Annotated in this window: 19 protein-coding genes and 2 pseudogenes; 8 read left to right on the top strand and 13 right to left on the bottom strand. The window is 56.4% G+C overall.

The genetic code is table 11. The features are described 5' to 3' along the window. Positions 1-22 precede the first annotated feature (22 nt). The 10 genes from ACF8EF_RS00990 to ACF8EF_RS00945 form a co-directional block, all read right to left on the bottom strand. The gene (locus ACF8EF_RS00990; RefSeq protein WP_392460351.1) at positions 23-1,846 is read right to left on the bottom strand and encodes a prolyl oligopeptidase family serine peptidase; all 1,824 of its coding nucleotides are present in this window, start codon (positions 1,844-1,846) and stop codon (positions 23-25) included. Beyond that, on the bottom strand, positions 1,812-2,972 hold the full coding sequence (gene pqqE / locus ACF8EF_RS00985; RefSeq protein WP_021782694.1) for a pyrroloquinoline quinone biosynthesis protein PqqE: 1,161 nt from the start codon (positions 2,970-2,972) through the stop codon (positions 1,812-1,814). The genes ACF8EF_RS00990 and pqqE overlap by 35 nt, the downstream gene beginning before the upstream one ends. Next, complete coding sequence (gene pqqD / locus ACF8EF_RS00980; RefSeq protein WP_176683521.1) at positions 2,944-3,219, bottom strand: pyrroloquinoline quinone biosynthesis peptide chaperone PqqD; 276 nt, start codon at positions 3,217-3,219, stop codon at positions 2,944-2,946. The genes pqqE and pqqD overlap by 29 nt, the downstream gene beginning before the upstream one ends. Continuing rightward, positions 3,216-3,971 carry a pyrroloquinoline-quinone synthase PqqC gene (gene pqqC / locus ACF8EF_RS00975; RefSeq protein WP_003255592.1) on the bottom strand — a complete coding sequence of 252 codons (756 nt, stop codon included), beginning with the start codon at positions 3,969-3,971 and terminating at the stop codon, positions 3,216-3,218. The genes pqqD and pqqC overlap by 4 nt, the downstream gene beginning before the upstream one ends. A gap of 159 nt (positions 3,972-4,130) precedes the next feature. After that, positions 4,131-5,042, bottom strand: coding sequence for a pyrroloquinoline quinone biosynthesis protein PqqB (gene pqqB, locus ACF8EF_RS00970; protein WP_209968548.1), 912 nt, complete (start codon positions 5,040-5,042; stop codon positions 4,131-4,133). Between the two features lie 79 nt (positions 5,043-5,121). Next, positions 5,122-5,193 carry a pyrroloquinoline quinone precursor peptide PqqA gene (gene pqqA / locus ACF8EF_RS00965; RefSeq protein ID WP_003243383.1) on the bottom strand — a complete coding sequence of 24 codons (72 nt, stop codon included), beginning with the start codon at positions 5,191-5,193 and terminating at the stop codon, positions 5,122-5,124. A gap of 159 nt (positions 5,194-5,352) precedes the next feature. After that, positions 5,353-7,653, bottom strand: a complete 2,301-nt coding sequence (pqqF, locus tag ACF8EF_RS00960; RefSeq protein WP_392460350.1) for a pyrroloquinoline quinone biosynthesis protein PqqF — start codon at positions 7,651-7,653, stop codon at positions 5,353-5,355. Positions 7,654-7,794: 141 nt separating this feature from the next. After that, positions 7,795-8,589, bottom strand: a complete 795-nt coding sequence (locus tag ACF8EF_RS00955) for a carbon-nitrogen hydrolase family protein (RefSeq protein ID WP_176683518.1) — start codon at positions 8,587-8,589, stop codon at positions 7,795-7,797. A 14-nt stretch (positions 8,590-8,603) separates the two neighbouring features. After that, positions 8,604-10,286: an NAD(P)/FAD-dependent oxidoreductase gene (locus ACF8EF_RS00950; protein WP_176683517.1), complete on the bottom strand. Its 1,683-nt coding sequence runs from the start codon at positions 10,284-10,286 to the stop codon at positions 8,604-8,606. Positions 10,287-10,598: 312 nt separating this feature from the next. Continuing rightward, positions 10,599-11,060 carry an Lrp/AsnC family transcriptional regulator gene (locus ACF8EF_RS00945; protein ID WP_003255583.1) on the bottom strand — a complete coding sequence of 154 codons (462 nt, stop codon included), beginning with the start codon at positions 11,058-11,060 and terminating at the stop codon, positions 10,599-10,601. A 187-nt stretch (positions 11,061-11,247) separates the two neighbouring features. Here ACF8EF_RS00945 and ACF8EF_RS00940 point away from each other — a divergent pair, with 187 nt between their 5' ends. Next, the gene (locus ACF8EF_RS00940; protein WP_392460349.1) at positions 11,248-11,802 is read left to right on the top strand and encodes a serine acetyltransferase; all 555 of its coding nucleotides are present in this window, start codon (positions 11,248-11,250) and stop codon (positions 11,800-11,802) included. A 281-nt stretch (positions 11,803-12,083) separates the two neighbouring features. Here ACF8EF_RS00940 and ACF8EF_RS00935 read toward each other — a convergent pair whose 3' ends face one another. Further along, on the bottom strand, positions 12,084-12,959 hold the full coding sequence (locus tag ACF8EF_RS00935; protein ID WP_392460348.1) for a LysR family transcriptional regulator: 876 nt from the start codon (positions 12,957-12,959) through the stop codon (positions 12,084-12,086). Positions 12,960-13,064: 105 nt separating this feature from the next. Here ACF8EF_RS00935 and ACF8EF_RS00930 point away from each other — a divergent pair, with 105 nt between their 5' ends. The 7 genes from ACF8EF_RS00930 (at position 13,065) to ACF8EF_RS00900 (ending at position 20,723) form a co-directional block, all read left to right on the top strand. Further along, entirely contained in the window at positions 13,065-13,484 is a 420-nt protein-coding gene (locus tag ACF8EF_RS00930) for a DUF1330 domain-containing protein (protein ID WP_392460347.1), read from the top strand. A gap of 346 nt (positions 13,485-13,830) precedes the next feature. Continuing rightward, entirely contained in the window at positions 13,831-14,757 is a 927-nt protein-coding gene (locus tag ACF8EF_RS00925; RefSeq protein ID WP_392460346.1) for a nucleoid-structuring protein H-NS, read from the top strand. Then, positions 14,738-15,508 (top strand): hypothetical protein, encoded by a 771-nt coding sequence (locus ACF8EF_RS00920; RefSeq protein ID WP_392460345.1) that lies wholly within the window; start codon positions 14,738-14,740, stop codon positions 15,506-15,508. The genes ACF8EF_RS00925 and ACF8EF_RS00920 overlap by 20 nt, the downstream gene beginning before the upstream one ends. A 97-nt stretch (positions 15,509-15,605) precedes the next feature. Then, positions 15,606-17,768 (top strand): isocitrate/isopropylmalate family dehydrogenase, encoded by a 2,163-nt coding sequence (locus tag ACF8EF_RS00915; RefSeq protein WP_392460344.1) that lies wholly within the window; start codon positions 15,606-15,608, stop codon positions 17,766-17,768. Positions 17,769-17,781: 13 nt separating this feature from the next. Beyond that, positions 17,782-18,486 carry an RraA family protein gene (locus ACF8EF_RS00910; RefSeq protein WP_392460343.1) on the top strand — a complete coding sequence of 235 codons (705 nt, stop codon included), beginning with the start codon at positions 17,782-17,784 and terminating at the stop codon, positions 18,484-18,486. 2 nt (positions 18,487-18,488) lie between these two features. Further along, positions 18,489-19,355 (top strand): DUF6282 family protein, encoded by an 867-nt coding sequence (locus ACF8EF_RS00905; RefSeq protein ID WP_392460352.1) that lies wholly within the window; start codon positions 18,489-18,491, stop codon positions 19,353-19,355. 135 nt (positions 19,356-19,490) lie between these two features. Continuing rightward, a complete protein-coding gene (locus tag ACF8EF_RS00900; protein ID WP_392460342.1) occupies positions 19,491-20,723 on the top strand; it encodes a multidrug effflux MFS transporter in 1,233 nt (410 codons plus the stop codon). A 214-nt stretch (positions 20,724-20,937) separates the two neighbouring features. On the opposite strand, the pseudogene ACF8EF_RS00895 reads toward ACF8EF_RS00900, so the two are convergent. After that, positions 20,938-21,073, bottom strand: a pseudogene (locus ACF8EF_RS00895) (site-specific integrase); the annotation flags it as partial. Between the two features lie 113 nt (positions 21,074-21,186). Next, a pseudogene (locus ACF8EF_RS00890) lies at positions 21,187-21,282 on the bottom strand (integrase); the annotation flags it as partial.

The raw sequence follows: 21,282 nt of genomic DNA, 5'->3' as shown, positions 1-21,282 counted from the left end.
CTCCTGCTCGGGGCGCCTGGAACTATTGCGCCAACACCCGGCAATAGAATTTCCACTCTTCTTCCAAGGCATGCGCCAGGTTCTCCGCCTTGCGGAACCCGTGCCGCTCCTCCGCATAAAAATGCCCTTCAGCGTCGATCCCGTTGGCCTGTAGCGCCGCCAACATGGCGCGTGTCTGCTCCGGCACCACCACCGCATCCAGCTCACCCTGGAAGAAAATCACCGGCACCTTGATGCGCTGCGCATGCAGCAGCGGCGTGCGCTGGCGATAGCGTTCAGCGTCCCGCTGCGGGTCGCCGATCAGCCAGTCCAGGTAATCCCCTTCGAACTTGTGCGTGGCACGGCCAAGGGCTAGCGGGTCGCTGACCCCATAGAGGCTGGCGCCAGCGCGGAACACGTCATGGAACGCCAAGGCGCACAAGGTGGTGTAGCCACCGGCGCTACCGCCGCGGATAAACGCCTTGTGCTTGTCGACCAGGCCTTGAGCAGCCAGGTATTCGACCGCCGCGCAGGCATCGGCCACATCGCTCTCGCCCCAGCGCTGGTGCAGGGCCTGGCGGTATTCCCGACCATAGCCGGTGCTGCCCCGGTAGTTGAGGTCGGCCACGGCAAAGCCACGCTGGGTCCAGTACTGGATGCGCGGGTCGAGCACGGGATAGCAGGCTGAGGTTGGCCCGCCGTGGATGAACACCACCAGCGGCGCGGCGCCTTGCGACTGCGCTGGCGGGTAGAAGAAACCATGGGCCTGCTCGCCGCCACTGCCGTAGTGGATCGACTGTGGCAGGCTGATTTGCCCTGCCGGCAGCATTTCGGCACCGCCGGCCAGCACACGTACGTCGTGGTTGCTGCGGTCAATGGCAATGACTGCTGGTGGGCTGATGGGCGAGGCGGCAATGGCATACAGGTGTTCGCTGTCCATGGCCAGGCTGCGAAAGCGTGTGTAGGCACTGGCGAAATGCTCCATACGGCCATCTTCGCCACGCAGCCCCAATTGCCCGAAGCCGTCTTCGAACCAGCTGGCCAGGTAGCTTTGCGGGCTCAGTGCCAACCAGGTACAGGTCCCCAATTGCCAAGGCGCAGCAGCATGGTCCGCCGGTGCGGCAGGCAACGCCTGCCATTGGCCATCGACCTCACCCCAGGGTTGCCAGAAGCCATTGCGGTCGGACAGGCAGTAGAGCCGACCTTCGGCATCGAAGCGTGGTTGTTGCAACGATTCTTCTGCGGCGGCTACACATTGCGCCGGCCCCCAGTGGCCGCTGGCATCGCGCGTGCGACACATCAGCCGGGTGACGGTCCAGGGCTGCGCCGGGCGGTCCCATTCGATCCACGCCAGGCGCTGGCCATCGGCACTGACGGCAGGCGAGGCGTAGAAGTCGGCACCCTCGGCGAGCACCTCGCGGCGGCTGTCACCCAAAGCGACCAGGCGGTGCTCTACCTGCTCGGCATGGCGCTCTTCGACGGCCAGTACGTGGCCGTCGTGCCACTGCACATCGCCATAGCGGCAGCTGGCATCCTGGGTCAGTGCACGTGGTAACAGATCGTCCAGCGGCTGGGTGTAGACCTGCTGGTCCTTTTCGTTGACGAACACCAGCCCGTCGCCGCCCAGGCAGAAGCTGCCACCACCATATTCGTAGACTCGACTGCGCACGCTGAAGCCGTCCGGGGTCAGGCAGCGGGCTTGGTAGTGCAACCAGTGCCAGATACGGCAAGCACCGTCGGCCGGGCGGAATTCGTTCCAGAACAGCCCGTCGGCACTGACCTTGAGTTCGGCGAAGTCGGTACCGGCGGCCACTGCCTGGGCCGCGCTGAATTCAGCCGCGGGCGATGACACGGGAGTTTCGATCATTGCGGAAGGTCATCTGTTCGATCGCGAGCTGGGCGGTTTCTGCCTCCTCGCGGGCTTTGAGGATGATGCCGTGCTCGGTCGACTTGGCGCACACCGGGTCGGCATTGCTGGCATCGCCGGTCAGCATGAAGGCCTGGCAGCGACAGCCGCCGAAGTCCTTTTCTTTCTCGTCGCAGGAGCGGCAAGGTTCGCGCATCCACTCATAGCCACGGAAGCGGTTGAAACCGAACGATTCATACCAGATATGGTGCAAGTCGTGGTCGCGTACATTCGGGAACTGCACGGGTAGCTGGCGGGCGCCGTGGCAGGGCAATGCGGTGCCGTCCGGGGTGATGGTGAGGAACAGGTTGCCCCAGCCGTTCATGCAGGCCTTGGGGCGCTCTTCGTAGTAGTCAGGGGTTACGAAAATAAGCTTGCACGGGTTGCCCTCGGCCTTGAGCTTGTCCCGGTATTCGTTGGTGATACGTTCGGCCCGCTCGAGCTGCGCGCGGGTTGGCAGCAGCCCCAGGCGGTTGAGGTGCGCCCAGCCATAGAACTGGCAAGTGGCGAGCTCGACAAAGTCGGCCTCCAGGGCAATGCACAACTCGATGATGCGGTCGATCTTGTCGATGTTGTGCCGATGGGTGACGAAGTTGAGCACCATCGGGTAGCCATGGGCTTTCACCGCGCGGGCCATTTCCAGTTTCTGTGCAAAAGCCTTTTTCGAGCCGGCCAGCAGGTTGTTCACCTGCTCGTCGCTGGCCTGGAAGCTGATCTGGATATGGTCCAGGCCAGCCTTCTTGAATTCGGCGATGCGCGCCTCGGTCAGGCCAATGCCCGAGGTGATCAGGTTGGTGTAGTAACCCAGGCGGCGGGCCTCTGCGATCAGTTGAGCAAGGTCCTGGCGTACCAGCGGTTCACCGCCGGAAAAGCCGATTTGTGCGGCACCCATTTCCCGCGCTTCAGCCATGACCTTGAACCACTGTTCGGTGCTCAGCTCCTGGCCCTGGGCGGCGAAGTCCAGCGGGTTGGAGCAGTAAGGGCACTGCAGCGGGCAGCGGTAGGTGAGTTCGGCCAGCAGCCACAGCGGCAGGCCGACCTCGGGCGTGGGCGGCAACTCAGGCGAGGACGATCCAGTGTTCGGCACGGGCCACCTCCATGAACTGCTCGATGTCGTCCGCCACTTCCGGGACACCGGGGAATTGCTGTTCGAGTTCGCTGATAATCGCTGCCACGTCACGCTGGCCGTCGATCAGGCCACCGATCAGGCTCGCGCTGTCGTTGAGCTTGATCATGCCTTCAGGGTACAGCAACACGTGGCCCTTTTGCGCCGGCTCGTACTGGAAACGATAGCCGGGGCGCCAGTTCGGTACCTGCTTACGGTCGAAACTCATAGGGTGATTCCCTTGTGCCACACCCGTTCCTGGGTGACGGAGTGATAGGGCGGGCGGTTCAGTTCGTAGGCCATGCTCATGGCATCGAGCATGCTCCAGAGGATATCCAGCTTGAACTGCAGTATCTCCAGCATACGCTCCTGGCCCGCGCGGGTGGTGTAGTGCTGCAGGGTAATCGCCAGGCCGTGTTCCACATCGCGCCGAGCCTGGCCCAGGCGGGTACGGAAGTACTCGTAGCCGGCGGGGTCGATCCACGGGTAGTGCTGTGGCCAGCTGTCCAGGCGCGATTGGTGGATTTGCGGGGCGAACAGCTCGGTCAGCGAGCTGCTGGCGGCTTCCTGCCAGCTGGCGCGGCGGGCGAAGTTGACGTAGGCGTCCACAGCAAAGCGCACGCCAGGCAATACCAGTTCTTGCGAGCGCAATTGGTCCGGGTCCAGCCCGACAGCCTGGCCCAGGCGCAGCCAGGCTTCGATACCGCCATCCTCGCCGGGCGCACCATCGTGGTCGAGCAGGCGCTGGATCCACTCGCGGCGCACTTCGCGGTCCGGGCAGTTGGCCAGGATCGCAGCATCCTTCATCGGGATGTTGACTTGGTAATAAAAGCGGTTGGCCACCCAGCCCTGGATCTGCTCGCGGGTGGCGCGACCTTGGTACATCGCCACGTGGTACGGGTGATGGATGTGATAATAGGCGCCCTTGGCGCGCAAGGCCTGCTCGAACTCGGCAGGGGACATAGGCAGTGCGTCGCTCATTCGGCTGGCTCCTGTAAAGCGATTGTCAGGGCTGACACATATTCACCCTATGGGAGCGGGCATGCCCGCGAACACCGGCGAAGCCGGTGCCATACACCGTGTTGGATGCTTCGCGGGCATGCCCGCTCCCACAGGGCCTGTGTCGCATCACGAACTGTTTTACAACGCGATGCTCATGCCATCGAAGGCAACTTCCACACCGCGGCGCAGGACTTCGGCGCGCTCGGGGGAGTTTTCATCGAGAATCGGGTTGGTGTTGTTGATGTGGATAAGCACTTTGCGCTGGCGCGGGAAGCCGTCGAGCACTTCCAGCATGCCGCCAGGGCCGTTCTGGGCCAGGTGACCCATCTCGCGGCCGGTGCGGGTGCCCACGCCACGGCGCTGCATTTCGTCGTCTTCCCACAGGGTGCCGTCGACCAGCAGGCAGTCGGCACCGTGCATCATCGCCAGCAGATTGTCATCGACCTGGCCCAGGCCCGGGGCGTAGAACAGCTTGCCGCCGGTGCGGGTGTCCTCTACCAGCAGGCCAAGGTTGTCGCCCGGGTGCGGGTCGAAGCGGTGCGGCGAATATGGCGGCGCGGCGCTGCGCAGGGGGAAGGGGGTGAACTTGAGGTTGGGGCAGGCGTCGATCACGAAGCTGCCTTCCAGCTCGATACGGTTCCACTGCAGGCCACCGTTCCAGTGGCTGAGCATGTTGAACAGCGGGAAACCGGTGGTCAGGTCCTGGTGGACCATGTCCGTGCACCATACCTGATGCGGGCAGCCTTCGCGCAGGCTGAGCAGGCCGGTGGTGTGGTCGATCTGGCTGTCCAGCAGGACGATGGCGTTGATGCCGGTGTCGCGCAGGGCCCGGGCCGGCTGCATCGGCGCAAAGGCCTGCAGTTGGGCGCGGATGTCGGGCGAGGCATTGCACAGTATCCAGTGCACACCGTCGTCGGACAGGGCGATGGATGACTGGGTGCGCGCCGTGGCTTGCAGGGTGCCATCACGGTAGCCCTTGCAGTTGACGCAGTTGCAGTTCCACTGCGGGAACCCGCCACCGGCGGCGGAGCCGAGAACCTGGATGTACATGGCCACTCTCTATGCAGAAACCGGATCGGAAAAAACGAAAACGCCCCGGCAGGCCGAGGCGTGAAACCCTAAGCCTGGCTTAGCGGTTAGCGAAGTACATAGTAACTTCGAAGCCGATACGCAGGTCAGTGTATGCAGGTTTGGTCCACATGGAATTACTCCTTCCGAATGAGGGTTGGGTTGTTCAGCTACTACTTGGGTACCGCCATGCGTTGGCAGTTCCCTGAAACCGGGATTGCGCTATCTTACAAGAAAAATTTGAACCGGAAGGTTAATTATTCGAGAAGCGCCGTTGCAGTTCGCGTAATAATCATCGATTTTCGCCCTGCCAGGAAGTGTCTGGCGCGGCAGCGTTGGCCAAGCATAGCCAAGCGGAACCTGTGTCGAGCAGGTTGCTCAGCAGGTGGTCCAGATCCGTCTGCCGCGTAGTCAGAATAGACCTGCGCAGCACATCCAGCCTATTGGGTTGTGTGGCCAAGTATGTCTGCCACGCCCATTCGGCGACATCGGCGTTGGCCATGGCGGGCTCGTCGAATTGCCCAGCCAATGCCTGGCGAGCGGCCGGGTCAAGGGTGACGCCATGGCGCAGCAGGTCGAGCAGGTGGCCGAGCACCTGTGCCTGGCCGGTGTGGGGGGACTGCACGCCGAACAGCAGCCCACCGACCCCCTCGACCTGACGAAAGGCGCTGAACACCGCATAACCGAGTTGCAATTCCACCCGCAGGCGTTGGTAAACCGGCCCTTGCAGCAACTGGGCTAACAGACGGCCTGCGGCTTCTTTGGCCGCAGGCAACGGGCAGAACAGCAGCAGGGCATGTTCGCTGCCTGGCACTTGGGCATGCTGCCAGCGGTGGTTTGCCCATGTTGGCAGGGGACCAGGCCGCGAGCCTTGCCCAGGGCACTGCTGCAGCGCAGTGCCCAAGGCGTTTAGCGCGGTATCCTCGAAGCCTGCAGCCATGCCATGCCACTCGGTGTGCAGCCACAGGCTGTCGAGTTGCCGCTGGTTCAGCGTGTCGGCGGGCACCGCTGCGGGCAGGCTACCCCGTACCGCGTCTGGCAGTTGCTTGAGCAGGGCCCTGATGGGGATCAGGACCGGGGGCTGCGCCGTGCAGGGCAGCCAGCAACTGGCAGGTGGCTTGAGCATCAAGGCCAATGCTTGTTCCACTGCGCGCAGCACTGCTGCTGGCAGGCCGGCGCAGCGCAACTGCCAGTATTCTCCGGCGCTGCTGTACTGCAGTTGCACGGAGGCGCGGTCACAACGTTCCTGCAGTGGTGCCAGGGCCTGTTCCAGCACACGCTGCAAGGGCTGGCGCAAAGGTGAAGGTACATGCCAGCGCAGGTACAGCGCAGCGTATTGGCGCGCGGGCGGGAGCTGGTCACTGATCTTCAGCGCTGCCGGCAGCGGCTGCGCCTTGGCATGGGGCAGGTCTGCCATCAGCAATGGGTCGACTGGCAAGTGCTGCCAATTGCCATGGTCGCTACCTGGCAGGCTTTCCAGCAGGGCGCCAAGCGCCTGCAACCCTTGGGTATTCAGCTTGGCGAACGGCTGGCCTGTGCTGTCCCGGCGGGCGAGCTCGAGCGCGCTGGCACTGTGCGCACGGCTGCGCTGCAGCAAGCCGAATTGGTGGTTCAACTGTTCGCGGTCGGCCTGGCGGATGAACCTGAACCAACCTTGCAGCAGGGCGCAGGTTTCGTCCGGGCAAGCGTCGGTACTTAGCTTCAGGTCAAGGTGCCACAGCAGCTGACCGGCAAACGCGTACAGCTTTTCGGCCGTGAAGCTTTGTAGCCAGCCACGCTCGCGAAGCGCGCCCAGCCAGGTACCTGGGCGGCTGTCCTCCAGGTAAGCGAACAGCAGTTCCAAGGCTTGCTCGGCGCCGCTGGGGAGGCCTTGGTGAGTGAAGGTCAGGGAGCTAGCGATTGCTGGCAGTGGCGGCGGCGGCATTTGCGGCCCGCGCTCACCTGCGGCGAACAGTTCGGCATGCTGCCGGGCAAGGCGTTCAAGTTCATCCAGCGGCTGCGGCCCGCAAAGGCTCAAGCAGATCTGGCCGCCTTGGTAGAAGCGCTGATGAAAGCCCGCAAGCGCTTGCTGGAAGGCCGCATCGTGCAAGGCCAGGGTGTATCGATTGCCAGCATGAAAAGCGCCCAGTGGATGCTTGTCTGACACTGACTGCAGCAGGGCGAACTGTTGTTGGGCCGATGGATTGCGCGACCAGGCGATGAATTCGGCGTGGATCACTTCGCGTTCACGGCGTTGGCGTTCGATGCCCAGATCCGGTTCTGCCAGCATTTGGCACAGGCGCTCGAGACCGCCGCCTAGCGCGTTGGGTGGCACCTCGAAGAAAAAGTCGGTGGCGCGTTCACGGGTGCTGGCGTTGACCTGTCCGCCCAGGGCTTGTACGTAGCGCATCAGGCCGTCTTCCAGCGGGAAGCGCGGGGTACCGAGGAAGAACAGGTGTTCGAGGAAGTGCGCCAGACCGGGCCATTTGGCAGGTGCGTCGTGGCTGCCCGCATGCACCCGCAGTGCGGCGGCCGAGCGTTTGAGGCGCGGGGCGTGGCGCAGGGTCAACTGCAAGCCGTTGACGAGGGTGAGTTGGCGAGTGGCGTCAGACATGGGGGCTCCGGTGGCGGCTTTCCATGCTAACCGATTTGTTTGCAGGCTCGGCCTATTCGCGGGGTATGGCGCCGGTATGAAAGGCAGCGCAGATCCCGTGGGAGCGGGCGTGCCCGCGAATGGGCCGCATAGCGGCCCCTGTCAGCCTTTACGCAGGTGCAGTTCCTGGCGCAAGTCGATCAGGTAGGGAAACGCCATGCGCCCCTGCACCACCCGTTCATGTTCCAGCTCTGCCAACAACTGGCACTCATCCCGCCCAGCCATGGCCAGTAAACTGCCATCCGGGCCGATGATGCTGCTCTGCCCGCAATACTGGATCTCGTCTTCCGCGCCGCAGTAGTTGGCATATACCAGGTAGCACTGGTTTTCCTGCGCCCGTGCCCTCACGGTCACCTGGCAGGTAAAGTCGTACGGCGTCATGTTCGCCGTCGGCACCAGGATCAGCTCGGCGCCATCCAGCGCCAGGCGCCGGGCGTTCTCCGGGAACTCGATGTCGTAGCAGATCAGCAGGCCAACCTTCCAGCCTTCCAGTTCCACTACCGGGAAGTGGTCGGCGCCTGGGCTGAACATTGAGCGGTCCAGTTCACCGAACAGGTGGGTCTTGCGGTAATTGCTCAGGCTGCGGCCATGCGCATCGATCAACTGCACGCTGTTGTAGATCGCCCCGTCATCGCCGCGCTCCGGGTAGCCATAGACAATGGCGATGCGATGCGCCTGGGCGATTTCCACCACGGTCATGGCTGCCGGGCCATCGGCGGCCTCGGCCAGGCGCTCGACCTGGGCCAGGCCGATGTTGTAGCCGGTCAGGAACATCTCCGGGCAGACCAGCAACCGGGCGCCTTGTGCGGCCGCCAGCTGCGCCTGGTGGCGCAGCCGTTGCAGGTTGCCGGGCACGTCCAGTGGCTTGGGTGCACCTTGGTACAGAGCGATGCGCATGGTGCCTCCTTGTCTCAATCCGCCAGGGCGATCGGGCCGATTTCGTTGAACACATCGCCTGGGCCTGGGTTGTCGGGGTGGGTGTGGCCACCCAAGTGGTTCATGATACCCCACACCGCATTCAGCGACGTCTGCACCGCGCCTTCAACCCAGGCGGGGGTCCATGACACGTCGTCCCCGGCAATGAAGATACCGCGCTGCTCCGCTGGCATGTCCTGCTGCATGAAGTGCGCGTACATGCGCTGGTTGTAGCGGTAATGGCCGGGAAGCGCGCCTTTGAAGGCGCCGAGGAAGTACGGGTCGGCCTCCCAGGAAACCGTGATCGGGTCGCCGATGATATGGCCGGCGATATCGGTCTTCGGGTAGATCTTCTTCAGCGCATCCAAGGCCAGTTGCACGCGCTTTTCCACCGGGTGCGGCAGCATCTTCAGTGCGTCGCTCATCCACGAGTACGACAGGCAGATCACCCCGGGCTTGTCGTTGCCGTTGTCGAACAGGTAAGTGCCGCGGGTGAGTCGATCGGTGAGGGTCATGCTCAGCAAGTCACGGCCGGTTTCCGGGTCCTTGTCCTTCCAGAACGGGCGGTCGACCATGACGAAGGTTTTCGACGACTGCATGTAGCGGGTACGGTCCAGGGCCATCCACATCTTTTGCGAGAACAGCGATTCCTCGCAGTCGATCTGGGTGGTCAGCAACCAGGTCTGGCAGGTGGCGAGTACTGCGCTGTAGTGGCGGGTATCGCCCCAGTTGTCGGTGACCGCCAGGCGGCCATCGGCGGCGCGGGCAATGCGCTTGACCCCGGTACGTGGTGCGCCGCCATGCAGCGTGCTCAGGCTGGTGCCCTCTGGCCAATGCACGCAGCGTTCCGGTACGTGGCGCCAGATGCCCTGTGGCACTTGTTCCACGCCCCCGACCACCAGGTGCTGGTGGTCGTCGCAGTTGGTCATCACCACGCGGAAGATTTCCAGCATCGAGTTGGGGAAGTCCGAGTCCCAACCGCCGGTGCCGAAACCGACCTGGCCGAACACTTCTCGGTGCTGGAAGCTCAGCTTGGCAAAAGAGCGCGAGGTGGCGACGAAGTCGTAGAAGGTGCGGTCGTCCCACAGCGGCACCAGCTTGTTCCAGAGTTCCTTCAGGCGCGGTACATCACGGTCGCGGATGGCCTGCTGGATATCGGCGAACTGCGCACCGCTCTCCAGCGCATCGGCCCAGGCGTCGGCGACCTCATGAAACAGTTGCGGCAGGTCGGTGGGCTTCTCGGCGTAGTAGGTCTGGCCTTCCAGGTCGATCACTGTGCTGCCCGAAGCCGGGGTCAGCGGGTTGGGGAAGGGTTTGGTTTCCAGGCCCAGCTTGTCGACGTAGTGGTAGAAGGCGGTGGACGACACCGGGAAGCGCATGCCACCCAGCTCGGCAACGATCCCGTCAGTGCCATTGAAGGCTTGCGAGCGCAGCCGGCCGCCCAGCCTGGACGCCTCGTACACCACCGGCTTGAGGCCCAGCTTCATCAGCTCGTAGGCCGCTACCAGGCCGGCGATACCGGCACCGACAATGGCCACCTCTTCCCCATGGCGCTCAGTTGGAATGCTGCCCAGGCCTGCCGGGTGTTCCAGCCAGTCGTCGAAAGCAAAAGGGAAGTCCGGGCCGAAAATGGTGATTGGCTTCTTGCCGTCGGCGGGGTGGCGGTTCTTCTTGTTCATGAAATGACCTTGCCAGAGAGGCTGCGCGAGGAGCGGAGCCTGAGTATAGGAGATGCCTGGCTGTCATTTTAGGGAGTGGGGTGTTCGTAATTAAGGTGCAGAGTGTTGTCTGAATGTAGTTAGTTTCGTCGTAATGATTAAGCTCATGTTCATTAAGACGAAGCAGCCGGTCGAGGTAATTCAAAAACCGCCCTGGCCCTTTGTAGGAGCGGGTTTACCCGCGAATGCGGCGGTAGATTCTCTGCCCCATTCGCGGGTAAACACGCTCCTACAACCGGCCTCATCGATAACCCCACCCGAGCGCCAGTCCGTTCAAAGCGGCTGTCCACGGTCCACCTTGCTGCTGAGAATGATCGACGTGGTGGTTTTCTCCACCCCGTCGACACTGCCAATCTGGTCGAGCAACTGATCCAGCTGCTCGGGCGAGTCCGTACGCAGCCAGGCCACATAGTCGAATTCGCCGCTTACCGCACACAGCTGCTGCACCTGGCCCATGGCACTCAGGCGCCGCACCACGTCCTTGCCGGAACGCGGCTGTACCTTGATCCCGACATACGCCTGCAACCCGCCGCCTATCACACTCTGGCCCAGGCGTACGCCATAGCCGGAGATAACCTTGTTTTTCTCCAGCCGCTCCAGGCGCGAATTGACGGTGGTGCGGGCGATGCCCAACTGGCGGGCGAGGGTGGCGACGCTTTCGCGGGCGTTGATTTGCAGCAGGGCGATCAGCTGGCGATCGATTTCATCCAGCGTGATGGAGCGGGAATCCGACATGGCGAGTCTCTACGGTTGGCCCGCTAGCCTAGCCAGCCTGTGCCAATCAGGGCAAGGCCAGGTGCAGTCGATCACCGTTGATGGCGTCGGTTTGACACTTTCTGTGAGAACGGCCGCGTATCTCTGAAGGCTGCGTCTTCGGCACTAATTCGGCATGATGAAGCGGTAGTCCAACGGGAACCTCAGCGTGAACCTCGACCACCTGCTCGAATGCTGGCGACTGGAAGTCGCCAACAAGAAAAGGCCCGGACGCCGTATCAGCCTACTGTTCAACGTGCTGCGCCGCGCACACAAGGACAACAAACTACGTTTTCTCTTCGCCTATCGCCTGGCCCAGTACCTCGACGCCCGCGGCGGCCTTGCCCGGCGCCACGCCAGGCGCATGCAGCAGCGCCTTAACCTAAAGTACGCCGTAGACATCGACATCTGCGCCCAGATCGCCCCCGGCCTGCGCATCGCGCACCTGCCTGGGGTGGTGATTACCCGGTACGTCAGCATCGGGCGCAATTTCTTCGTCCGGCAGAACTGCTCGATCGGCATCAAGACCCTGGGGCTGGATGAGTACGCCCTGCGCATTGGCGACAACGTCAGCATGGGCGCCAACAGTTGCATCGTTGCTGATCGTATCGACATTGGCGATGACGTGGTGATTGGCGCGATGTCGTTGGTTACGCGGGACATTCCGCCTGGCATGACCTTCTACAACCCACGGCAGGTCGAGATGCGTCCTGGAGGGGGTTAACCAACAGCGGTACATTTGTGGACGTTGGCAGAGGGGGGGGGTGGAGCAGACTGGGAGGGTTCTTATGGGGTTGCCCATGGTTGATGGCCATCGCCCGATGGACTGGAACGTGCAGTGGTGCGGCCTCCCTCGTTTAGCCCAGGCGCCGCGCTAGTGATGAGCGCACCGAACGAATACGCAAAGGCTTGAGGCAGTTGGCTCTGTAGCCAGCTTCCTGGCGTCCGCTGCCACGGGACAGGCTCAGCTGTACTTTTTACTCCGTTGCTACCCAAGCCCCTGCTCTATGCAGAAAGGGCCTTCTTTAAGGCACCCACGAGTGGCCTTGGATCGTCCTTGCGCCACATTGCGTATACCTTGACCGCTGAGGGGAACCAAGGGAGATCACGGAAAGTAAGCCGGCCTGGAAGAGCATCGCGTAGGCTGGATTGAACGAGAGTTACTCCAAGCCCTGCGCCAACAAGACGGAGCGCGGTTAGTAGGTCATCTGCCTCCATTTGGATATCCGGTACAAAGCCGGATGATCGGCAGCTTTCAATAAAGCGCCGTCGGGCATCGGGATTCCGAGCTTCGGCTAGAGCTATCCAGTGCAGACTGTCGAGATCATCAGCTCGAATATTGGGCTGACCTGCCAGTGGATGATCTGACGCCAATGCAAGGATCACGGGCTCACTCATGATTTCTACTACCTGAATATCCGGGTCATGGGGGGGCGAATAAAGCATTCCTACATCAATCGCTCGACGGTATAAGGCCTCGACCTGTGCGGCGGAAGATAGTGCATGAAGTGTGACGTTAGACGTTGGTCGTTGCGCCCTAATGTATCGGAGGGCTTGAGGCAATACTTCAGCGTGCATGACGGCCTCGACGTAGCCGACTGCAAGAGTGCCACACTCTCCCTGAGCGAGACGATGGGCGTGAGCTTTGACGCGCTCTGCCTGCGACAACAGATTTTGTGCATCAAGAAGAAATAATCGACCTTCGTCCGTCAGCCTGACCCGTTGGCGTGATCGTTCGAATAGGGTGAGGCCAAGTTGCGTTTCCAATTGCATGATCTGACGACTAAGCGGCGACTGTGAGATGTGCAACCGTTCAGCCGCTTGACCGATATTTTCGGTTTCAGCAACAGCGACAAAGGCGCGAAGTAACTTAAAATTCATGTGATGCTCGTATGGTCTTAAGTGTGTCAATATCAGTCTTAGATTGTATCACCGTTTTCTGCAATACTGACAGTGATTGCAATTGAGCAAAAAAGGAACGTCAGTATGAAAATGACTAAGTCGAGTTTTCGTCGTGTGTTCGCTAGTGGAGTTCTAGCGTTTGCCACTTTGACATCTCTCGCGGCGAGCGTTGCGTCGGCACAGCCGCAACCCGAAATGGCTAGCGTCAACAAGCCTGGATATGCTGTGTTCTTTGTTCAGGTAAGCAATCCAGATGCGTATACGGAGTACGCATCCTTAGTCCTTCCGTCTCTGAAGCAATATCAAGGTCGCGTGATATCTGCAGTTAGTCGAAGTGATATGCGTCAAATTGAGGGTACTCCGTCCTTGGATAGAGCTGCGATTATTGAGTTTCCATCCTTGGACATTGCGGAGGAATGGTACAAGTCCTCCGATTATACACGTGCGACGGAAATTCGAAACAAGGCTGGAGTGAGCAAAGTTGTCCTGATGCGTGGACGTTAAAGTATGCGCAATTTAATCACCTCTCGACTTCTTGAGGGATAGGTCAAAGACCGTCACCGCTGGCTTGCCAGCGAGATACCTGTAGTGGTAACTCAATTGGTTAGACGGATCGGGTGGATTGTGAGCGAAGCATGGCCAAGGTTCAAGCTAATTTAAAGATCCCCTGTGCGGAATGAATAAGCCTAGTTTATGACTACGCATTCGCGACAGCAGAATACTTATGCGGCCTTGAAGTGTATCTTGATTTCAAGTGGAAGGTGCTGTGCTTGAATTTCTATTCTTTGTTAATGAAATAGAGGTTTCTGGCTTTTAGAGTTGCATGGGTTCGAGATATATATGGATATATATGAAGGCTGAAGTGCAGATTTTGGATGTTACGTTGCGTGATGGTGGCTATCGAAATGATTTTAAATTTACACTTGAATATGCGCAGCAACACATACAGCAAATGGTTGAAAGTGGAGTAGATTGGGTTGAGATTGGATATAGGAACGGGTCTTTTAAAACCATAGGCGATATCGGCATTACTGGGCTTTCAGAAGATTCTTATATCAGTGCCTTGCGCGACAGTGTGTCGAAACCTTGCCTATGTGTAATGGCTCATCCAAAAAATATAGCAAAAAATGATATTGGCCATCTACGCCGTCTGGGTGTCAATATGCTCCGCTTTTGCATGGATATTCAGCGGGCTGAAGTAACGAGTGATTATATCAAGGAAGCAAAAGCACAAGGAATGACGGTCTGCTTAAATTTAACTCGTCTCAGCAAACAGCCACTTCAACAATTAGTTGCTCATGCCTCGTTAGCTAGTGAAGCAGGTGCGGATGTACTGTATTTGGCTGATTCTAACGGCAGCCTGACTCCATCCAGGGTTGGCAATTTGGTACGCCTAATTCGCGAAACCAGCGGTTTAGAATTAGGGTTTCATGCGCATGACAATCTTGGTCTTGCTACAGCTAACAGCATTGCAGCGATTGATGCCGGCGCGACCTTCATTGATGCTTCTTTACGTGGCATGGGTAAGGGGGCTGGAAATCTGAAGTTGGAATCGTGGCTTATTTATCTTCGCTTGGCATATAAGGCAGATAAATATAATTGTAGGTCGCTGTTGGAGCAGGTCGAAATTTTGGAGGGTATCGAAGCTCTCGCTCGTCCGGTTCAGCCCCTGGATGACCTAATCCTTGGCATGTTTGATTTAACTATTGACGACAAAGCACGCATTACGGCCAGCGCTAACAATATTGGTGAGGTTTATGCAAATGCACTTGTCTAGTCGTCCCCACTTAACAAAATCCGTCTTTGGCCCTCCGTCAGATTTCATCGCAGTTGTGTTTTCACCAGTTTTGGCAGAGTGGGATGAAGCGGCGTTCTGCATGCCTTTATTGGATCTTCTGGTTGCACGCGGTTATCAGGTGCACGTCTATGATAGCTTATCCCTGGCCCAGGAAGGCAGTACATTGCATGCGACCTCAGAACATTGGGATGCGTATCTGCGTACCAATCATCCGCAGATTGATCTGGCTGTTGGCCAAGCTTATGGCGGTGCATTGGTAAACTCTTTGTTGTCGGGCTTTTTGAAGACTTGTCCACGTGTTCTGGGTTTATCAGCGCCGACGCGATGCAGCGCTGAATTACAAAGTAACTTAGCAAGCATTTTGATGTCTTTAGATACGCAAGGTGAGACGGCAGCGTTGCACTTGCTAGAACATTACGTCAAACCGGAACGAAATGATGAGTATCAACCGTGGCCGTTAACTAAACTGGAAGAAAGCGGTGTTGGTCAGCGTTTGCGAATAGGTTTTTCGCAATTGATAAAGGCTGACGCACGAAGCCAAGTTAATAATTATACGGGTCATATGCTACAGATTTATGGCGCGGCATCACGCCTTGTCAATATCGATAGTATTATAATGAGTGGTGATAGCCGACGACAAGTCGCCATTGGAATTTCTAGTTGCGGTATGCGGCCGGTAACTGAAGCTCCTGAGACAGCACTTAGATTGATTGCGGACTTTCTTAGTTAAGAAAAACAATTTCTAGCCGTCTTTTGAATAACTATGAATTATAGCTGCTGGTTTGACCTGTCAAGCGGGCAGTCTGTCAGGATATTACAACAATCAAATGAAAAAATTACTTGTATTGCCAGGGGATGGTATCGGTCGAGAAGTATGTGATGCCGCATTGCCAGTATTAAAACTCCTTAATCTTCCAATCGAACTTCAGTTCGGTGAAATTGGCTGGGAGTGCTGGAAACGTGACGGGGACCCGGTACCCGAAACAACGTGGAAACAAATCGCCGAAAGTGACGCCGTTTTGCTAGGTGCCATCACGAGCAAAGGAAAAAAAGAAGCCGAAGCCGAACTTGCGCCAGCACTGCAAGGCAAAAACTGCAAGTATGTTTCTCCTGTAATTCAAATGCGCCAACGCCTGGATTTGTTCGCAAATGTGCGACCGGTACAACATATGCTAGGCAATCGGAAGCCGTTTCGTTTTTGTGTGATTCGTGAGAATACTGAAGGTATGTATTCAGGCCTCGATAAACACGGCGTACCCAAAACACTTGAAGGAATGCTGAAACATCCTAACTTGGAAAAAAGCGGGTCGGAGAATGCGGCATTTAGTGTGCGACTGCAGACCAAGTATGGCATGGAAAGGTTATTTCGACATGCGTTTTCTTATGCGATTGAGCACAAGCATACTCGAGTAACGCTAGCAGACAAACCTAATGTATTACGTGAAAGTGGGCAGTTTGTAGCAGATATTTTTTATGCTGTCGCTGCCGACTATCCCGAGATCGAAGCCGATATTCATAATGTAGATGCAGTCGCCCTGTGGCTGGAACGTCGTCCGCAAGCATTTGGCGTGATCGTTGCCGAAAATATGTTCGGTGACATTTTGTCTGATTTGGCGGGAGGCGTAATGGGAGGGTTGGGCCTTGCCCCAAGCGCAAATGTCGGAAACAAACTCTGCTATTTTGAACCAGTGCATGGCAGCGCACCAAAAATGGCGGGCAAAGGCCGCGCCAACCCGGCTGCGATGTTTATGACAATAGGATTAACCTTGCGCCACCTTGGCTTTCATGAGGCTGCAGCCAGAATTGAGAAGGCAGTAAAAAATACCATCCAGCGCGGCCAGACAGTCACATACGATCTGGGTGGCAATGCGGGCACTCAAGAAATGGCTCAAGCAATTTTAGCCGAGATCGCCCACCCCCTCGCTATTCATCGCGCAAGTATTCTTTGCATCGGCGATGAGTTGTTACGTGGCGAGTTTGTTAATAGCAATATGGCGGAATTTTCCAAAAAACTGCATTGCCATGGTTATCAAGTGAGCCTGCAAATAGCATGTGGTGATCAGTTAGCGGCAATCAACAACGCTTTAGAGATCTGCTTTGGCAAGTCTGATACATTGATAATCAGTGGCGGACTGGGACCGACGACCGATGATTTAACACGTGAGGCGGTTGCCATCGCCACCGAGCGACCCCTGGAATTCGATAGTGCCAACTGGCAGGCAATACAAAACCGCTTGAAAAACTTTGGATTGAAAGTGCATCCAAGTAATCGGAAACAAGCTTTATTTCCGCGAGATGCAGTGATACTGCCTAATGAGAATGGCACTGCAAGCGGTTTTAGCTTGCACTGGCAAGGGAAAATAGTTCATGTATTGCCCGGCCCTCCTAATGAGTGCCTGCCTATGCTCGACGCACTTCTGGCACAACATGCCCATATCCCGCACCAGAAAGTCTATCAATGGCGGTTGTTGGGTGTAATTGAGTCAGAAATCGCCGATGCAGTTGATCAACTCATCGCGCAGACTCCAGAGGCTAACGCAAGCTATCTTTGGCGTTATCCGTATGTTGATGTGCGACTAGCTATTAATTACGGCTGTCAGCAAGAAGCTGTATTATTAGAAAAAATAGAAATATTGTTTGCGCCACATGTCGTCAGTACTGATGGGCGTACAGCCATGGATATTGTCCGAGAAAGTATTGCCCCGGCACTGAGTTTACGTGACGAAATGACGCAAGGCGTCTTTGCTGGATATTTACCACATCTTCAATTAAGTAGTGATACTAAATCGGCCACGATGCATGCCTGGTTGGTGGGCGATACGTACCCACCTTACAAGGGCATACTTGAGCTACGCTGCCAGGTTCAATATCTGGGCGAAGAGCGGGAGTTTTCACTAACTATTCCTAAGCGCGGCCCAGAAATCATTCACTACTTTTGCGAATTTATTGCCTGGGCTATGTTGCGCGCCAAATTAATCACTCATAAATGACAGCATGACTAATATGAATATCAGCGAATTGCGTCTGCGTTTTTTGAAGCTCGATACTCCGGCAGTTAGTGATGCCATGGATAGCTTCGGCATATATGGTGCGCTGCGGGGAATAACGACCCGCGTGCCAAGTTTAATATTAGCTGGTCCTGTTTTTACGGTTCAGTACCAGAGCCTGGACCATGATGGAAGCACCTTTCACAATGCTGGGAACTATATTGACGAAGTCCCTGCTGGACATGTAGTTTTAGTGGATAACCAAGGTCGTAGCGATTGTACGAACTGGGGCGGTATTCTGACGGAAATGGCTCAATTAAAGGGCATTGCAGGCAGCGTTGTGTACGGAGCGGCACGTGATATAAGCGAAATCGGTCTGATGTCTTATCCTCTTTTTAGCACTGCAGTGAATATGGTGTCAGGTAAAAACCGAGTGCATGTCACAGCATTAAAGCAAGACGTTAAAGTTGGTGACGTTACCGTGAAAAATGGTGATTGGTTAATGGGGGATGACAATGGCGTTCTGGTTGTTCCAGCAGATCGATTATTGGATGTATTGGCACGTGCTGAAAATGTGGAGCGCACGGAGAAACAGATTCGCGAGGCGATTCGTGGCGGCATGCCTTTAGTCGAAGCGCGCAAGCGCTTTCGCTACGACCAGCCATGGATCGCAGAAAAAACTTCGGATGCTAGTCACTCCTACGAAAGGGTTAAAGCATGAGTGTGCTGACTCCGGCGCTTGATATGCGACAAGCATCATTTATCGATGTGCACTATCATGCGGGACCAGATTCATATGTGCGGCGCCATTCGGTATTAGAGGCGGGCCGACGTTATCAAGCCGAGAATGGGTGGGTGGTATTAAAAAACCATTTGGGTTGTAGTGCCGCACAAGCGTGGGAGGCACGTTGTGCCGGTTTGCCAGTGTCTGGCTCCATCGTGCTTAATGAAATAGCGGGCGGCATAGATTGGCGATACGTCGAGCGGGCGCTCTGTCAGCATGGGGAGGGAGCTGGACGTTTGATAGTGCATTTGCCGACCGTTACTGGTCGTTTTCATCAAAGTCGTCTGACGCGAAATTTGAGTCATACGATCTTACAAAATTGTCCTATTAAACCATTGCAGGTATCGGATGGGAACGGGCATTTGACGTCGCAAACATGCGATATATTGCGTATGGCGCGCGATTATCCGATCGTCGTCTCTACCGGTCATGCTAACCGTGAAGAGGTATTGTTATTGATTGATGCGGCAGAGAAGTTTCAGGTTCCGCGTTTGATGTTAAACCAGCCGGCTAACCCGTTAACCGGACTAAGTGCCAGCGAGCTATTTGATTTAGCTCAGTCAAGTATGGTGTACGTAGAGCAGACAGCTCTTACTTATCTGCTCGGCTATCAGAGCAAAGAAGATTTTCAATCGGTGGTAACTCGCGTTCCGCGCGTTGTATATAGTTCTGATTTGGGGCAAACCAGTCAGCCTGATATAGCAGATTGGTTGCTTCAAAGCCAAGAGTGGTTCACTGAATTTGGCTTGACGACAGATCGGTTTATCGAGATAACGCGGACCAATCCAATCACTATGTTGAATTAATTCTGAGCGGCACGTGTGTGCGCTAGTTACGTGACACATCGTGTCGCAGTAGTGAGGTGCTCTTGAAAAAACTAGCTTGCTCCTGCTTGCAGCAATACAAGTTATTCCTTTTTTACTTAGTGCGGAGGTGATGCGATGAGTCAACACGCCACTCAGATCCCTTATGGCATTTTACTCACGGCGCTAGTATTGCTTAGTGCTAGTGGATTGATTGCATCCGATATCAATCTACCTGGTATGGGAGTTGCTGCGATTGCATTAGATTCACCAATTGCTACGCTACAGCGGACTTTTGGGGTTTATTTGATTGGCTTAGCTGTGGCGCAGGTTATTTATGGCCCGTTGTCTGATACTTATGGTCGTCGTTCGTTGGTACTTGGTGGCCTGATTTTGTTTACCGCGGCGTCAATTACGTGTGCGATTGCGCAGAATGTTACGGTATTCGCTATCGGTCGCCTATTGCAAGCTCTAGGTGCTGGTGCTGGTGTGGTGATTGGACGCGCAATTGTCGCCGACATCTTTGACAAAAAAACCGCTGGCCGTGTCTTTGCTACAATTATGCCCATAGTTGGCGCTTCGCCAGCGCTGTCACCAATTATTGGTGGTTATTTGACCCAGCATTTCTCCTGGCGGGCTCCATTTCTATTTACTGCTGCGCTCGGGATTGCAACGCTGATATTAGTCGCTACGAAAATTCCTGAAACTTTCCCTAAAGAGCAACGGCACCATGCGTTGTTGGCAACCGTAAAAAATTATCCGGGGTTGCTGATCAATACTTTGTTTTTAGCCTATACGGTAAATTTATGTGTTGCCTATGCCGCATACTTTGGCTATTTGGCCGCATCGCCAGTTATTTTTAGTGTGATGGGGATGACGCCGGTTGCGATCAGTTATTGTTACATCGGTGTTGCGTTTTCTTATATTGTCGGCAACCTTATTTCGCGAAATCTAATTCAAAAATATCCCATCAATCATTTAATAGCGGTTGGCTATGCTTTGTTCGCTATTGGTGCTGGCAGTTTATTTCTGTGTGGTTTGTATAATGCGGCCTCCTCAGTGCCTGTTTTAATAAATATGGCGATTATGACATTAGGTAATGGATTCTTGTTGCCTTTATCCTATGCTGGCGGCATTACAAACTTTCCGAAAAGTGCTGGAGCAGCATCCGGTCTGATGGGAGCACTGCAATTAGCCTGCGGGTCAATGGCTATATACGTAGTGACTTTGGTTGGTAGTGATCTGCATAATCTTGGTCTGTTCATGATGGCCACTGCTTTGATCGGATGTACCTTCTTTCCATGTCTATTGTATTTTTACCATGTTAAAACCCGAGCTGTACGGAAGGAGTGTCTCCCAAAAGCAAATTGACCTAAGGAAGGTCTGAAGTATCCACCGATTTTCATGCTTTCGCTACGTGGGGCTCAAAGAATCATGACTCGGTCGAAAAACAGACTTTTCCTGCCTTTACCTCTTGGTCTTTCCTCTAATCGTGCTGTTCCAGGGGGATTAGTCCGCACTACAGGTGCACCTTGCTCGCACCCATCAGCCGGTTTCGCACCATTCACAGGTTCGACAACGCGAACACAGGATTAAACGTCAGGCCAATTCCTGAATGGCTACAGTGAACCAAGCTCTAGGCGCACGGTATTATTGCTAGTGGTCCCAGAGCGCCCTTTCTCGTTCAGACGCTCGTCCCGGTAATTGGCGATAATTTCAGCACAGAGAGCCGCAAGTGAATACTTGCCTAGGCTCTGTAGGAAAAGAGATGTCGCAAACACCGCATGGAACGTAAGCGATCCATGAACCCTACCTACTGCAAGGTGAGGCCATCGTTTAGGGCTGCGAGAGAATACTTGCCCAGATGCTCCGTTAGCTTCTTAGCCTTGGAGATCTCACCGCGTTGAGTCGTAGGCTTCTTTGTAGGTGT

This window comes from Pseudomonas sp. zjy_15, from assembly GCF_043101865.1.
Taxonomy (GTDB): domain Bacteria; phylum Pseudomonadota; class Gammaproteobacteria; order Pseudomonadales; family Pseudomonadaceae; genus Aquipseudomonas; species Aquipseudomonas putida_Y.
This window is presented reverse-complemented; position numbering and strand designations above follow the sequence as displayed.